This is a genomic window from Terriglobus albidus (genome assembly GCF_008000815.1).
Lineage (GTDB): Bacteria > Acidobacteriota > Terriglobia > Terriglobales > Acidobacteriaceae > Terriglobus > Terriglobus albidus_A.
The window spans coordinates 5,377,212-5,392,289 of record NZ_CP042806.1 but is presented as its reverse complement, the minus strand read 5'-3'; the positions used below and the strand labels follow the sequence as shown (position 1 = coordinate 5,392,289).

At 57.7% G+C, this 15,078-nt stretch carries 12 protein-coding genes; 5 read left to right on the top strand and 7 right to left on the bottom strand.

Going from position 1 to position 15,078, the window contains the following annotated elements; genetic code table 11:
• Window positions 1–316: 316 nt before the first annotated feature.
• The gene (locus tag FTW19_RS21595) at window positions 317–1,279 is read right to left on the bottom strand and encodes a glycerophosphodiester phosphodiesterase family protein (RefSeq protein ID WP_147649614.1); all 963 of its coding nucleotides are present in this window, start codon (window positions 1,277–1,279) and stop codon (window positions 317–319) included.
• A 57-nt stretch (window positions 1,280–1,336) separates the two neighbouring features.
• On the opposite strand from FTW19_RS21595, the gene FTW19_RS21590 reads away from it, so the two are divergent.
• Window positions 1,337–1,963: a TetR/AcrR family transcriptional regulator gene (locus FTW19_RS21590; protein WP_147649613.1), complete on the top strand. Its 627-nt coding sequence runs from the start codon at window positions 1,337–1,339 to the stop codon at window positions 1,961–1,963.
• 8 nt (window positions 1,964–1,971) lie between these two features.
• Here FTW19_RS21590 and FTW19_RS21585 read toward each other — a convergent pair whose 3' ends face one another.
• Together FTW19_RS21585 and FTW19_RS21580 are read right to left on the bottom strand one after the other, a co-directional pair.
• Window positions 1,972–4,440 (bottom strand): ADOP family duplicated permease, encoded by a 2,469-nt coding sequence (locus FTW19_RS21585; protein ID WP_147649612.1) that lies wholly within the window; start codon window positions 4,438–4,440, stop codon window positions 1,972–1,974.
• Window positions 4,441–4,655: 215 nt separating this feature from the next.
• Entirely contained in the window at window positions 4,656–6,209 is a 1,554-nt protein-coding gene (locus FTW19_RS21580) for a Gfo/Idh/MocA family protein (protein ID WP_246153439.1), read from the bottom strand.
• A 69-nt stretch (window positions 6,210–6,278) separates the two neighbouring features.
• On the opposite strand from FTW19_RS21580, the gene FTW19_RS21575 reads away from it, so the two are divergent.
• The 4 genes from FTW19_RS21575 to FTW19_RS21560 all read left to right on the top strand — a co-directional run bounded on the left by FTW19_RS21575 (window position 6,279) and on the right by FTW19_RS21560 (window position 8,725).
• On the top strand, window positions 6,279–7,157 hold the full coding sequence (locus tag FTW19_RS21575; protein ID WP_147649610.1) for a carotenoid biosynthesis protein: 879 nt from the start codon (window positions 6,279–6,281) through the stop codon (window positions 7,155–7,157).
• Window positions 7,158–7,192: 35 nt separating this feature from the next.
• On the top strand, window positions 7,193–7,765 hold the full coding sequence (locus tag FTW19_RS21570; protein ID WP_147649609.1) for a dihydrofolate reductase family protein: 573 nt from the start codon (window positions 7,193–7,195) through the stop codon (window positions 7,763–7,765).
• 212 nt (window positions 7,766–7,977) lie between these two features.
• Entirely contained in the window at window positions 7,978–8,295 is a 318-nt protein-coding gene (locus tag FTW19_RS21565; RefSeq protein ID WP_147649608.1) for a cytoplasmic protein, read from the top strand.
• 139 nt (window positions 8,296–8,434) lie between these two features.
• On the top strand, window positions 8,435–8,725 hold the full coding sequence (locus FTW19_RS21560) for a hypothetical protein (protein ID WP_246153438.1): 291 nt from the start codon (window positions 8,435–8,437) through the stop codon (window positions 8,723–8,725).
• 544 nt (window positions 8,726–9,269) lie between these two features.
• Here the strand turns inward: FTW19_RS21560 and FTW19_RS21555 are convergent.
• The 4 genes from FTW19_RS21555 to FTW19_RS21540 form a co-directional block, all read right to left on the bottom strand.
• On the bottom strand, window positions 9,270–10,058 hold the full coding sequence (locus FTW19_RS21555; RefSeq protein ID WP_147650785.1) for an SDR family NAD(P)-dependent oxidoreductase: 789 nt from the start codon (window positions 10,056–10,058) through the stop codon (window positions 9,270–9,272).
• Between the two features lie 190 nt (window positions 10,059–10,248).
• Window positions 10,249–10,737 carry a VOC family protein gene (locus FTW19_RS21550; protein WP_147649607.1) on the bottom strand — a complete coding sequence of 163 codons (489 nt, stop codon included), beginning with the start codon at window positions 10,735–10,737 and terminating at the stop codon, window positions 10,249–10,251.
• A 75-nt stretch (window positions 10,738–10,812) separates the two neighbouring features.
• Window positions 10,813–12,081 carry a histidine-type phosphatase gene (locus FTW19_RS21545; RefSeq protein ID WP_147649606.1) on the bottom strand — a complete coding sequence of 423 codons (1,269 nt, stop codon included), beginning with the start codon at window positions 12,079–12,081 and terminating at the stop codon, window positions 10,813–10,815.
• Between the two features lie 9 nt (window positions 12,082–12,090).
• Complete coding sequence (locus FTW19_RS21540; protein ID WP_147649605.1) at window positions 12,091–15,069, bottom strand: TonB-dependent receptor; 2,979 nt, start codon at window positions 15,067–15,069, stop codon at window positions 12,091–12,093.
• Window positions 15,070–15,078 lie beyond the last annotated feature (9 nt).

Below are 15,078 nucleotides of genomic sequence, written 5' to 3'. Positions count from 1 at the left end.
TGTGATATTCACGTGAAACAGAATTCATGGGGAGTTTATCGCGCTGGTCGTGGGACTTTGTTCCTCCCGCAGCTGTTTTTCTCGCTTACAAGGCGCATGTTCCAAAAGGTTGGAATGTATTCGACGTCATGTACGGGTGTCAGAGCCGCACCTAACGTGAGATCTCTCCAGGGCGCAACACCATGCAATGACTGCGTCGAGGGGCCAATCACTGAGGCGCCGCTCATTTCTTGTTGCTACCGGTGGCATCATCCGCCGACGAGATGCCTGATCTTTCCAGTTCGCGGAGTTTGCGATACATGCATTATGAAAGTCATCAGTGCTTTGGATCATGGATCGACTCAATACGGTCGGTCCAGATGCCTCCTGTGTAATTTCTGGGGAGCTTTGCCAAATCCTTCGCATCATTCAGTCCTTTGGTACCACCGGATTGAAGATCGTCGACGGCAAAGACAAGTGTGTTCACTTTCTCCATGCGTCCCAGGAAGCGATCTGGCCATCCCCATAGCCATGGGCCCACATTTGTGGGTACGAACAGGACCGTATTACGGCATGCCGTGGGGACATATCCGAATTCGCCTAGTAACGCATAGGTTTTCAGGCAATTCTTGATCGAGGACGGTGACATTGACCGGACCGAAGGTAGATTCTCCCGCAACGCACGAATAGGCCTGTCACCTCCCGTGACAGAGAGTCGTGAAATCTGATTGCCTGATAGGTTCCTCAGCGTTCTCGCTAATTCCTTGCCATCGTTTGGATCATTGCTCTTTATATGCACGATGAAACTGCGATCGGGGAAACCCTGTAGAACATTCTCGAGGGAAGGCATAAGTTCCACACCTTTCCCACGCAAGGGGAAGGTAGCGCCGCCATCGGCCGTGTATCCGTAACCCACGTCCAGTGTCTGAAGGTATTGCAGTGACTGCTGGCGCGTTACACCATGACCATTTGTCCGGCACTCCAGCCTCCAGTCATGGAATACGACCCAGTGACCATCATTCGTTGGATGCACGTCGAAATCGACAAAATCTGCGCCATCACGGAAAGCTTCGCCGATGGCCGGCAGCGTGTCTTCGATATAGGAAGTCTTCGGGGGATAGATGAAGCGTGCGGTGCAGCTTTCATCGGTAAGACCCGTGTGTGTGTAGTCCTGGTGGACTCCTCTGTGCGCCAGCCACACAGGACGTTGCGCGAACGGATGGCTGAACAACGACGAATTGCAAACCCAAATGGAGATGCAGAGCCCAACCAGGCCGAACCACAAGATACGACGGCGCATTTTTCCTCCACGCCCCTATCTGAGGGTATCCTCATGTAGGGCAGGTGGAATTGTTATATGAGAACACCCTCAGGTAGGTCAAGCGAGAAGAGACGAACTCCTCAGCGCCCGCGAGGGGAGCGCCGAGTTGCCGAGGTTCTGGACGCAGCCGCCCAGGTACTGGCTGAGCGCGGGTACGAAGCGGCCACTATGACTGAAATCGCTTTACGTGCGAATATCTCGGCGGGGACCGCGTACCAGTACTTTGCGGACAAGGAGGCACTTTTCTACGCCCTTGATACTCGTTATGCAGAAGAGATGGCTGCCTTATGGCCACCTCTTAGAGAGCGCGTGGCGGCGCTCGGCATCGCGGAGTTTGCTGATGCCCTTGTCGATGCGCTTGTCGGCTTCATGATGGCACGCCCAGCGTACCTTCAGCTCTTAAATGCACCAGTGCGATTCAAGCGGCCAGCTAAGCAGCGTTTCGCTTTACGCGAAAGCTTCGAGGCTCTTCTCAGAGAACTCAGTCCTGGTCTTTCCATTGTGAATGCGCGGCGCATCACGACGGTCACTCTGAAGATCATCATGACGCTTCCAGCAACTTACGCCGGCATCGATCATGCAGAACAAAAGATGATCGCGGAAGAGTTCAGAACTGTTCTTCGTTGTTATCTGACGCTTCGGCTCAAACCCCAACCTGAATGAGTTGACTGCTACTCCGAGCGCAGCGCTTCTACGGCGTTGACTCGTGCCGCGCGAGCGGCCGGTACGGCAGATGCGATTACGGCTGCGGCCAGTATGACGAAGGCCGATAGAATGAATGCAAGAATTCCCGGCTGACGCACTTCCGCAATGTATCTGGCAATTCCATGTGCGAAGGCAATGCCGGAGATAATGCCTGCGCCGACGCCGATACCTGCGATCGCAAGCCCCTGCAACAGAACATCGGCGAGAATATTTTGCGGCTTCGCTCCCAACGCGATGCGGATGCCAAACTCGCGCGTACGTCCGCTCACCGAGAACGCAAGCACGCCGGCGACGCCTACGATTGAGATCAGCAGGGCGACGGCAGCGAATCCACCGAAGACAAGCGCGTTGAGTTTGTCTGGTGTCATCACCTCAGCGCGAATGTCATCCAGTGTGCTGGCCTTCTCGATCGGTTGGTCTGCTGAAATCTCATGAATCGTACGGGTGATGGCAGGTGCAAGCGAGTAGGGATCATTGGTCCGGGTGCGCACGAAGAGCCGTCCCTGCCAGCCTTCCTGATCGGTCGGTTGGTAGACGGTCATGGCGGGCGACGGAATGATGTTCTCGTCGTCGATATCAGGCACGACGCCAACAATGCGGCGCGGCTCATAGCCGATGCCTACGAACTTCATCACGCCATCGGTCCAGTGCAGCTCACGGTTCAGCGCATCCCCATTGGGGAAGAGCGTTTTCGCAAGGCTCTGGCTGACGATGACCACGCGCTCCGAACCGGCCTTGTCCGTGTCTCTGAAATCGCGGCCTCCAAGAAAGGGCACGCCCAGGGTTTCGAAATAACCTGGCGAGATCGACCGGAACTTCGCGCGCCAGTCATCTACGCCGTTCTTGCGCGATGCGCCTTGTGCTGCAAAGGTGAAGCTGATGTTGAGGCCCTGATCGTCACGCCAGGGAACGCTGAAGCCGGTGGAGACATGGTCCACTCCGGGCAAAGTGCTCACGCGGCGCGCAACCTCATGATAGAAGTTCTGGACCTGCTCAGGAGTTCTGCCATACGTCAGCACCGGCAGATTCACGGCAAGAACTCGCGAAGTGTCGAAGGGCGGCCGCGTATTTTCGAGCGTATAGAGCGTGCGCATCAGTACGGCTGCTCCTGTCAGCAGAAGAAATGAAGCAGTAATCTGCATGACGGCGAAGATGCGCAGCCGCCGGTTGCTGCTTCCGGTGCTGCCGCGTGATCCGCTGCTGGTGAGGCTCGTACCGAGTTGCCCACCCACCGAAGGCAGGCGAGGAACAAACGCAAGGAAGACTGCTGCGACCAGGGCCAGCGCGATGCCGAACCATACGAGATTGAAGTCGAGGGTCAATCCATCGGCGCGTACAGAAAAACGTGCGGCATAACGGCCTAGAACGGCAACCGTGGGCCATGCGAGAAGAAGTGCGGCAATCACCCCGCTGCCGCAGAGCACCAGGCTCTCGGCCAACAGCGAGCGGCGCAGTGATGCCGTGCTGGCTCCGAGCGCAGCCCGTACAGCGAGCTCCGATTCGCGGCGCACGGTGCGGGCTAACACGAGGTTGGCAACATTGGAGCACGCAATAAGAAACAGCAGGCCCGCGGCGGCAAACAACACCCACAAAACAGTGTTGGCGCGCGCATTGATCTGGTCGTGCATGCGCTTCACATCGATCTGGTAATGATTGTCAGGCTTGTATACGTCAGGATGCGCAGCCACAATGGCGGCGTGGCGTGCGCGCAGCTCCGAGCGCGCGGCGTCCAGTGTGGCGCCCGGAGCCAGGCGGCCGAACACCTCGGTCATGCGATGTTCGCGGCCTGCGACCATCGTGGCGGACAGATGATGCGGGCTGGTGACAACGTTGGCGATGATCTCAGTGACGACGGGATAAGGTACCGAAGGCTCGAGCACGCCGACGATGGTAGCGTTCCGCGGTCCGCCGAAACTCTCTAAATGGACCTGCTTGCCAAGCACGCCTGGATCGCCGTGGAGCGATTCCTTCCAGAAGCGATAGGTCAGCACCACGGCTCCGGCTGCGTTCGGGCCATCATCGGATGTCGTCAGCAGGCGGCCCAGCACCGGACGCAGACCCATTACCTCAAAGTAGTGACCATCCACAACGCCAGCCGGAATCTCGCGTGGCGTTCCCAGGCCGATGAGCGTGAAGTCTACCGAGGAGAAGGTGCCAAGCTCCGTAATGCTCTTGAGGTCTTTGCCAAGATCGTCGATTTCAGGAATCGAAAAGTTGGTGTTCTGTTCGCCGAGGCCGGGCGCGCTCTGCCGAACGTAGAGCAGGCGATCTTCGTCACGATTCGCCAGCGGACGTAGCAGAACCGCACGCACAACGCTGAAGATGGCTGCATTGGCTCCGATTCCCAGTGCCAGCGTGATGGCGACGGTAAACCACAGCGTGCGTACGCGCCACAGGGAGCGCACAGCAATTTTCAGATCGCGAAAGAATGACATAGCTGGTCCTCGATTTTCCAGACTTCGCAACCACCGGTTCATCCACTTCAAGGGAGTCCCGGAAATTTGGAGACACCAAAGCGAAGCGTCCTTACAATTTATGTTGATATCAACATATTGGAGCAGGTGTCAAGCGAACTCTGCCGGGCTCCGGTATGAAATGGATGGGGCACCCAGCGCACGGGTGCCCGAACTTGCCGATCACGATAAGTGCCTCAGGAAAGAACCCAACCGGAACGATCCTGCCGCCGTATAAACTGCGCCGCCTCAGGGCAATTTTTCGCAACCATCTTCGGTCCATCCCATTCGATCTTATGGCCGGCACGCAATGACACGCAGCCGAGCAGCATGATCTCCGTCAGACGCGCTGCGACGTCAAAACGCGAGTAGCACATCTCGGGTTTGTTTTCCTTGATAGCAGTGAGCCATTCCTGGGCATGAGCAACAACGTTATTCCCGGCGTGATGGTTGCGAGGAATCCGCTCCGGATACTGCGCCATTGCCGGGTGCTTGAGGTAGTGAACGAATTTCTCTTCACCTTTCAGCTTCACGAAGAAATTGGTCCCATAATCGTCCGGCGAAAAGACCATGCCTCCGTCACCAATCAGCAGGCAACCGCTGTCGGGAACTTTGCCGTGCAGGGCCACGATGTCGGCGGTCAGTTCGATCGGCGGCTTGTTGCTCAGGTCGTGCCCGCCACGGGCTCCCGGGTCGGGTTGGCCTCCGTCGTACCACCACAGTGTCACCGCGTCATGCTCAATCTTTTTGTAATGGTGGAACAGATGCGGATGCTCGAGGGGGATGCGACCTTCGCGCTTAGGAAAGTCGAAGCGAATCTTGGAACCGAGGGGATACGATTCCTTGTTCATTGGGCCAAGAGGCATCGCTTCGATCTCCGTCGGGTAATCGAGATCTAAAGCTCGAAACGGCATGTTGACCGTGTGGCAAGCCATATCACCCAGCGCGCCGGTGCCGAAATCCTGCCAGCCACGCCAGTTAAACGGCGCGTAAATTCCTTCCCGATCGTTTGGCTTGCGGCGATCCTTATAGGGCCGCATCGTCGCCGGGCCAATCCAGGTATCCCAATCTAAGGTCGCAGGAACCGGATCTTCTCCGTCCGGGCGCTCCATTCCCTGGGGCCAGACCGGGCGGTTCGTCCAAACGTGCACCTCATGCACTTGTCCGATGAGCCCGTCCTGGATCGTCTCCACTGCGCGGCGCAGACCGTCCGTGGCGCTGCCCTGATTGCCCATCTGTGTCACGAGCTTTCTGTCGTGCGCCATCTCCCGCAGATAACGCGCCTCATAGATCGTTTGCGTCAGCGGTTTCTGGCAGAACACCGCCTTGTTCTTCTTCATCGCCATCGACGCCACAATCGCATGCATGTGATCCGGTGTCGAAACCGTCACTGCATCGATCTGGTTGCCCATCTGATCCAACATCTGCCGGAAGTCTTTGTAAAACTTCGCGCTTGGATACTTTTTGGTCTGAGTCTCATACGCCGCGGAACCTGCATCCACGTCGCACAACGCGACGATGTTCTCACCGGCGCAGGCATCGGTATCGCTGCGGCCTTTCCCACCGATTCCGACGCAGGCAATGTTCAGCTTGCTGTTGAGATTTTGTCCGCGCACAAATGCAGGCGCACCAAACGCGATCGCACCAGCAGCCAGAGAACTCGTTTTGAGAAATTCACGGCGGCCGACACGCGAAAGCGCAGCCGTCTCAGCAGCTTTCAGGGAGGAGGATTTTTCGGTTGGTTTCGACACGCGCACAGAATACACTGCCGCGTTTGCTGACGTAAGCCTTCAAGGGCCTCTCTCACATAGACTTCACATATGCCGGTGAATCGCCCGAAGAACGATCAGAACCGGCTCCTGCTATGGGGACTGCTGCTTCTGTACCTGATAGGCAGGACTCTGCAGCTCTTTGCAGGGAGGGTACCGAACCTCATCCTTGTTATCTTCCATGTGGTTCCTCCTGCACTCTTCGCTGTGGTGCACGGAGCACGCGTCTACCGTTCGCGTGGCGTACTTGTCTTCACATGCCTGTCTCTCGGGGTTGGAGCACTTTTTGAAAGCGTGAGCTTACGGACGGGCTTTCCGTTTGGCCATTACCGATTCACCGGCCTGATGGGACCGAAGATCTTTGACCTTCCCATACTGCTTGCTCTGGCCTATGTCGGGATGGGTTATTTGTCGTGGGTCGTCAGCGTTGCACTTGCGGGCGGCGAAAACAGATCGCTGTCGGGCGGAAGAATCGTCTGGACACCTATGATCGCCAGTTTCGTCATGACCACCTGGGACCTCTCGATGGAAGCAATCTGGGCGGATGTCGATCACGGCTGGGTTTGGCGCGATGGCGGCTCGTATTATGGAGTGCCGACCAGCAACTTCCTGGGCTGGCTTCTGACTACATACGTCTTCTATCAGCTATTCGCGTTCTATCTCCGAAACCAAAAGACCCTGCCAGCGCGCAGGAACCATTACCTTCCAGCCATTTTGTTTTACGCTCTATCTGCACTGGGAAATCTCCTGGTGATCGCGCCTTCTTCGTTGGGAAACGTTTTCGTAGACGCTACAGGCAAACAATGGATGATTTCGAGCATTCTTCACACATCTCGTCTCGTTTCCATTTTCCTGATGGCGCCTTTGAGCCTGGTGGCTTGCGTCTCTCTGTACATCTCGGGACGCCCTCGCAACGCAGACTGCTGTTGAAGAACAGACGATTGATGTCAATGGGAGGTACTTGCATGGCAAAGCTGATCTACATGATGAACACGTCACTCGATGGTTACACCGAAGACGAGCAGGGTGGCTTCGGCTGGGCCGCTCCCAAAGACGAAGAGGTGCATACCTGGATCTTCAACCATGTCTCATCATTCCGTACCTGTCTCTACGGACGGAAAGTCTACGAAACGATGCTCTACTGGGAGACCGCGCACACGATTCCCGACCAGCCGCAGTTCGTGCTCGATTTTGCCAGGCAGTGGCAGGCGGCCGAGAAGGTCGTTTACTCGAGAACTCTCACTGAGCCGCGCAGCGCACACACAAGAATCGAGCGATCCTTCGATCCAGATTCGGTCCGCAAGTTGAAGGCGGATACCGGGCATGACATCGCCGTGGCAGGCCCTGAACTAGCCGCATGGGCGATACAGGCGGGAATCGTCGACGAGTTTCAGATGCGTATCTGTCCCGTGGTCGTCGGCGGCGGAAAACGGTACTTCCCGAGCGGTGTCCGGCTGGACCTGGAGCTGATCGAGGAGCGGCGGTTCCGCAACGGTGAGATCTTCCTGCGGTATGCGGTCCGCGGCCAATCGGAGTGAAGATTTGGATTGGAGCATTTTCCCTGTTACTGGGTATTCCGGAAGGGGCATGCAGCGGCGTTTTCATTGCGGAAAACGCCCATAGATGCGAAAGCCCTACACGGCCCCACAGGGAAAATGCTCTATCGCGTGCCGGATAGTTGCGGCCGCCGATTTTTCTATCGCGGGCATGGAGAACCGCTCTATACTGGCGCGCACAAAAGGAGGTTCCCATGGCAACGTCACCAGTAACGGCTGCCGACCCAATCACCTGCGATCCTGAGCATTACACGGTGGAATTCGAGAACGAAAAGGTCAGAGTGCTCCGGATTCGATATGGACCCCACGAAAAGTCACCCATGCACAGCCACCCGCCTCTCGTAGGTATCTTTCTAACTCCTCATCACAGCCGTCATATCTTGGCGAATGGCGAGGTTCTTAACATGCAGGGCAACGCGGGAGACGTCCAATACCTGGACAGCATCCAACACGCTCCAGAAAATATGAGCGATGAACCCTTTGAGGTGATTGCAGTCGAGTTGAAATCCTGAACGGCAACGTCTTTGCCACCGGCAGACCGATCCCGGGTGACGGCTGGCGGAACATCGAGAGTTCCTCTCCGCCAGCGCTTCCTGACAACAAAGTCCACATATGTCGATATCGATCGATATGGAACGGAGACCGTGCCGGATGTTTACGACGATCGTGAGGAAGCCAAGCGCATTTCTTCCCATTGCGATGTCGCTTCTTGCACTGGCGGATGTTCTGATTACGCTCGCAATTTTCGGGGTTCCGCATGACAAAGACGAAGGGACAGCCGCCCACATCTGGCAACTGCTCATGGCTGGGCAGGTGCCGCTGCTCCTCTTCTTCGCCGTCACATGGTTCCCCCGCGCGCCCAGAGAGTCCCTGAAGGTCATTGCCCTGCAGATGGCAGCTGCGCTTGCTGCGCTGGCTCCGGTGTACCTGCTTCACTTGTGAGTCAGGTTCAAGACGATGCGTCTTCGAGTGTAACCTCGGGCACCCATGCGTAGGTGCCATCCATTTAGTATGCCGGCGAACTTGGTTCGCCGGGGTGAACTCTTCGAGCGGAGCTCGAAACGGGTGGGAGACGCGGGCTTCAGCCCGCGTTTTGCTGGCTCTATAAGAAACGGGCTTTAGCCCCGGGTCTTTTTCTATCCTTCCGGAAAAGGCCCAGGGCTAAAGCCCATTTACTTTTGTGCTTTATCAGCGGGCTGAAGCCCGCTGAGCACCCCAGCCAGCGAAGCTGGCCGGGGACCCCGCTGCTCCCACCCGTTAAGTTAGATGAAGTCCGTCTACGATGGCTCAACCGCCTTCGCCAGGACCAAATCCGCCGACGACATCCTCAACGCTCTCGCCAAATATTTTTAGCGAATTAGTGACGCAGGACTCTAGAGCATTTTCCCTGCGGGTGCAATGTAGGGCTTCCGTATCCATGGGCGTTTTCCGCAATGAAAACGCCGCTGCACTCTTCTTTCGGAATACCCAGCAACAGTGAAATGCTCTAGACCTCGTCGAGTTTGAGCGGACGTGGAGTTTTGCCATCGATGTCGGAGAATCCGTAGTCAATTCCTAATTGAGCCGCCACAAGTACTTTTCCCGTGTGTCTCATAACGTCTTGATCGGCGGCAAGCGCGCTGATTGCGCGTCCAATAAATTCCGGGGATTCCGAGTTGCTGAGATCCAGCCACGCCGCAGCTTCCATCACCTTTTCTGTTCTGACCATACCGGGGTAAAGAGACACGACGGCGACGCCATATGACCTAAGTTCCTCCGCCATGTCCGCGGTCATTTTGTCCGTGGCAGCTTTTGATACGCCGTATGCGACGTTGCCAATGCGCTTCTGTGCAGACCAGAACGATAGATTCACGATCAGTCCACTTTGGCGAGCCACCATCGATCGGGCCGCAAGTTGACTCGCAAAATAGTGGGCGCGCACACCAGCGGCGAACATCGCATCCCAGCGCCAGATTGGCTGCTCCCAGAATGGCTTGCTCCAGGTAAACACGCCACCTTCCATCATCTGCTCGTAGCCGCCCCAGACATTGTTCACCAGGACATCGATGGCGCTGCTTTCTGTGGCGACTCGTTCGAAGGCGTTCACAACCTCCCGATCGTCTCTGTGATCACATCGAATGCCCACGATCTTCGTTTCGTCGTGAGGCCCTTCTCTGATGGATCGGCCTGTCACGAATACTCGCGCCCCTTGGGCAGCGAGTTCAGCAGCGATTCCGCGTCCAACGCCTTTCGTGCCACCTGTAACAACAGCGACTCTGCCTTGAAGCGATCTCATCCGATGATTAGAGCATTTTCCCTGTTGCTGGGTATCCCGGAAGGGGTGTGCCGCGGCGTTTTCATTGCGAAAAACGCCCATGGGTGCGGAAGTCCTACACTACACCTACAGGAAAAATGCTCGATGGACCTTCTCCCGTTTCTCCTAACTTAGAGAATTGCCGGACACGATGAACGTCACGGGATTCTTATCAGGGATTTGGTGTACTCGCGTCTCCAGACAAGATCGTCGACCAACGCTCACGGCGCTGATCTTCCGTTGTCTGCTCAACGCGTGTCGCGATTGTCCACATATGCCCGGCCGGATCCTGAACCCATCCAATCCGGTCTCCCCAGAAATGCGTTTCTACCGGTACCACAAGCCTGCAGCCGCGCTTTAGTGCCCGTTCAACAGTCGTGTCGACATCTTCCACGTAAAGATAGATGACAACGGGAGAGCTTCCGTCAGGATTTGGGGGGCGAGTTGGAACCTCCGGGTTTTCGCCCTCAATCATGAGCATCGCTGAGCCGAATAGCAACATCGCATGCTGTGCCCGCCCGTCAGGGCCTGGCCGACGGACGCCTTCGACTGCGCCAAGCACGTCGCAACAGAACTCGATCTCTGTCTCAACGTCGCTACAGTAGAGCCTCGGGATAATGGCTGAGGCTCCCTCGGGAACACCTTTGTATTGACTTGCCATATATATCCCTCCCGCACACCAGCGTAGCGCCGGGAGGACTCGATTGTCTTGGAGAAATGGGAAGTCCTGAGCGCTCTACGGGTGGAGCGAGACAAACTGCTCCACATTGCATTGCTGCGGCGCGCAGGTGGGCACTGTCAGCTCCTGTCGAGCAGGCGGCGAGGTGAGCGTAAGTTGTTCCAGATGACGCATCTGCTCGAGCGTCTGCATGGCGACCTGAATGCGGATCTCATAGCGGTGGCCGACTCGCCATAGCTGGAAGGCGAGCTGAGTTCCCGGCGGCGTGTCATCGTCGCGGCCATCCAGCTTCCAGTGGACTCCCAGCAGCGAGGCGACGCCGGCCAGATTGGTATCATGCCCGACGAAGTAGACAACCTTCGCATCGCCAGGGCCGACGGCATCCGGCGATGGTGTACCGGTGGCGCGCTGCGAGAGCGTCATCGCGATGTGACGCAGCATGCTGGTGGCTTCAAGCTGCGCCATCGACGGCGTGCGGTGGATCAGGTCGAAGTAGATGGTGTGCAGGTCGAGGATGTGTTTCACCTCAGAGGAGCCGGCATTGCCCCAGCCGAGCTGCTGCTCCGGCATGTCGTCGGCGTACTCCAGCAAAAGGTCTTCGGAGAAGGATGAAGCCAGCGGCAGCGGGCCGAGAAGATCGACCGCCCGGTCGCCGCGACCCGGAGAGACTGCCGTCGCACTCTCGCGCAGCAGGTGTTCCGGCTTGCGAGCCGGTGTGCAGGCGACGCCGGGCTTACAGCCCTGCAGGATCTGTTGCATCTCATCGATCAGCGGATCGGCCTTTGCCATCGCGGCGGGAATTCTGGCTTGAAGGTCCTGTTGTATCTGCTGGGTCTGCCGCGCGGTTGGTGCCGTGTCACGAGCGTGAAAGATAGGGTCGTTGCCTCCGCCGGGCTGTGAATGGACCTCAGGCGGACATGCAGGAAACAGACCCTTGGCGAGAGCCTTGCCGCTCTCAAGGGTGCGCTGATCGGTATCGGCCCAGATATAGACAGACGACGCATCGCTGCATCCTTCAGACGACAACAGGCCGTGTTGTGCCAATGCGGCACGGTTATAGCTGCCGAAGCGTTCCAGGAGCTGGAAGCCGCGATCCGTCAGATAGCCGGGTTGTGCCTGCCACGTGGGCCAGGGAGTAGCAGAGTAACGGTTTAGACGTTCCGGAGCCCACGTAGGAGAACGCACACCATGCCGCGACAGGACGACTGTCATGACGAGTTGTTCGTCCATGGGATGGCCTGGCTTGCGCGTAACGGCGTCAGCGGCCTGCCCGGAAGCGAGCAGACCACTGACGATGGTCAATAGAAGGAACTTCGATGAGGACAACGTCTTCTCCTACCTGGCTTCCAGCCTGGATCCGAAGTTGTAACGGAAGCCGGCGGTGATGGTGGGCTTGTAGTATTCGCGCTGGTTCACAAACTGGGTGCTGCCGGTGTAGTAGCCGAAGACTTCGTTATTCAGGTTCAGGCCGGAGATGGTCGCGCTCCATCCGCGGAAGACGCGGTAGCTTGCCTGTGCGTCGACCTGGAAGTGAGTAAGCGTGTAGACATCGCCCGTTGGGCCGTTGGGGCCGAGGTTGTTCGGATCGGAGCCAGCGACATACGTCGGCGAGACCCAGTTGTAGCTGAAGCGGCTGGCTCCGTTGTAGGTAAGACCAGCACGCACGGAAAGACGCTTGGTGTCATACGTCGGGCTGATGTTCCATGTATGTGGCGCTTGATCGATCAGCGTGGGATGATCGTTACGCAGCGGCACGCCTTTTTCACGCGAGTTGGTATAGCTGTAGTTCGCCGAGATGCCGAGCCCGCGCATGGGGCCGGGCAGATAGTTCAGGTGCTGCTGGAAGCTAAGCTCAAAACCATAGAGCCAGGCGTTCTGGCCATTGACGTACTGCGTGATGGAGTCGCCGGGATACTGCTGAATCGCCTGTTGCACTGTCGGCGGGAAATAGCCGGCAGGGAACTTGCTGAGATCGAGCGTCCCCGGAATGGTTGTCAGCAACTGTGGCGCGTTGAGCTGTTTGAAGAAGAACCCTGCCTGGATCATGCCCAGCGGATTGAAGTACCGCTCATAGAGCAGGTCGTAGTTCACGGCATGCGTCGGACGCAGAGACGGGTTACCGATGGCCACCGTTACCGGGCTGGCCGAGCTGTCTTCCGTGATGTAGGGAACAAGCTGGTAGGCATCGGGCCGCGCGATGCCGCGAGCGACAACCGCACGCAGGCCGGAGTCACGCGTGAGCGAGTAGCGCAACTGCACGCTGGGCAGAACGTCAAGGTAGGAAGGATTGTTCGAAACCGGTGTCGGAACGCCGCAACCGGTGTTATTGGTGCCGCCGCATTTGGATGATCCGGCGGCATACAGTGTGACGTTGTAACCCGCCGTATCCATCTGCGTACCTTCGAAGCGAAGTCCCGCCTGCACATGCAGCTTGCCGAAGTCGATGGTGTTCATCAGGTATCCGGCGGTGATGCGCTCGATGGTGTGGAAGATGTTCGGATACGTAGCAGCGGCGGTCTTGATGCCGTCGACGTAGTTAGAGAAGTTCTTCAACGTATAGGCAGAGACCAGGTTGAAGTCAGAGACCGGACCATACTTGCCGCCGAAGTATGAGCCATCGTAGTAGTTGTTGCTCTGGAAGTCGCTCTGCAACTGGGCCATCGTCGGTGTGCTCGATCCGGCCTTGGTGGACCAGCCGTCATAGACCGTCTCGGTCGCATTCTGGCTCTTGTGCGCGTTGGTGATTTTGAAGCCCGCCTGCAGTGTGCCGAAGTGTCCGCCCGCGCTGTAGTTGCGTGCGTACCAGGTTGAAGCGGAGAGATTCAACTGCGATGTGGAGCCGCGTGAGGTCGTAATGTCTTTGAAGATCCAGTAGGAGGCGTTTTGCAGCGGTGAGTTTGGTCCGTCGCACGCGCCGAACGTCGGGCGATTCGGATTGGTCTGTGCCGAAGGGCTGTAGTTGCAGGTCAGCGAAGGGCCAATCCACGAGAAGTCGGCTTTGGGGTTACCGGCTGAGCTGATCTCGTAGGAACGGGCGGAGGCAAGCTCCCATACGAACAGTGCATCGTGTCCGGCATGACGGCCGCCGAGAATCAACGCTCCGACTGAGGCTTCAGGGCGTTTGCTGGAGGTATAGAACTTCGGGTTCGGCGAGGAGGCTGTGGTGCTGGGAAGGGCGCCGGTAGAGGAGATCACTGTGGAGACAGGCTGGTAATACCATTTGTCGCCCCAGTCCTTGAAGTCCGAATAGAGACCGCGGGCAAAGAGGCTGGAGTCGTCGTTGATGCGATAGTCGGCGCTGCCGGCAAAACCATAGCGATGGCGGTAGTAGCGATACTCGCGGACGGTGTCGTTGTCGTAGAAGGGCTGCGCGAACGTGGAACGCGGATCGAGCGCGGGCTGAATGTTGTCGATGCCGCGGCCGTTGTAGTCATACGCCGCATTACCCAGCAGGCCCCAGCGCTTGGCTGTGCCAAAGCGGCGCCCGACGGTTCCGCCAAAGCTGTAGGAGCCGCGCCAGTTTTCGATCGGAGTATAACCGCCGTTGCCGTAGAGGTTCACCGTTGGCTGTTCTTCGGCGACCTTGGTGCGCAGATTGACAGATCCGCCAATGCCGTCGGCATCCTGACTGGCTGAGAGTGTTTTATTGATCTCGACCGCTTCCACCAGCGTTGCCGGCAGAACATCCAGACGTACCTGGCGAACGGTCGGCTCAGGTGAAGGGATCGTAATACCGTCGACGGTCACGTTGGTAAGCCGGGGCTCGGTGCCGCGCACCTGTACATAAACGCCCTCACCTTCAATGCGGTAGAGCGTGACCGAGGGCAGACGGCCGATAGCATCGGCGACATTGGCGTTCGGCAGACTGGTGATTACCTCGGCCGGCAGCACCTGCAGAATGTTGTCTGCATTGCGAGTCAGGTTGATGGCTTCGGCCTCGCCGTGCGGACGCTCCGCCGTAACCAGAATCTCTTCCTTGGTATTGGCGACCACAAGCTTCAGATCGAGATTCAGGTCCTTGCCGGCTGTTACCTCGATGTCTTTCATCTGCGGCTCAAAGCCGACGTAGGAGATGGTCAGGGTGTACTTGCCCGCAGCAACCGCCGGCAGTCTGAAGTAGCCCTGCGGATTGGTGACACCCGAGACTCCCGTTGGGGTCAACGTGACTCGCGCTCCGGCAACGATCGAGCCCGTCTGATCGACGACCGAGCCGGCAACTGCGGCCGTGCCCGTCTGTGCGATTGCTGGAGTGCGAACAAAGAACCCGGTAAGCAGCACGATGGCTGCAAGAAAGGCCCGTCGAATCATCGGCATACAGCCCCT

Bases quoted from the DNA above. Each gene is read 5' to 3' on its own strand.
- FTW19_RS21595 (WP_147649614.1), bottom strand. From the start codon at position 1,279: ATGCGCCGTCGTATCTTGTGGTTCGGCCTGGTTGGGCTCTGCATCTCC.
- FTW19_RS21590 (WP_147649613.1), top strand. From the start codon at position 1,337: ATGAGAACACCCTCAGGTAGGTCAAGCGAGAAGAGACGAACTCCTCAG.
- FTW19_RS21585 (WP_147649612.1), bottom strand. From the start codon at position 4,440: ATGTCATTCTTTCGCGATCTGAAAATTGCTGTGCGCTCCCTGTGGCGC.
- FTW19_RS21575 (WP_147649610.1), top strand. From the start codon at position 6,279: ATGCCGGTGAATCGCCCGAAGAACGATCAGAACCGGCTCCTGCTATGG.
- FTW19_RS21570 (WP_147649609.1), top strand. From the start codon at position 7,193: ATGGCAAAGCTGATCTACATGATGAACACGTCACTCGATGGTTACACC.
- FTW19_RS21565 (WP_147649608.1), top strand. From the start codon at position 7,978: ATGGCAACGTCACCAGTAACGGCTGCCGACCCAATCACCTGCGATCCT.
- FTW19_RS21560 (WP_246153438.1), top strand. From the start codon at position 8,435: ATGTTTACGACGATCGTGAGGAAGCCAAGCGCATTTCTTCCCATTGCG.
- FTW19_RS21555 (WP_147650785.1), bottom strand. From the start codon at position 10,058: ATGAGATCGCTTCAAGGCAGAGTCGCTGTTGTTACAGGTGGCACGAAA.
- FTW19_RS21550 (WP_147649607.1), bottom strand. From the start codon at position 10,737: ATGGCAAGTCAATACAAAGGTGTTCCCGAGGGAGCCTCAGCCATTATC.
- FTW19_RS21540 (WP_147649605.1), bottom strand. From the start codon at position 15,069: ATGCCGATGATTCGACGGGCCTTTCTTGCAGCCATCGTGCTGCTTACC.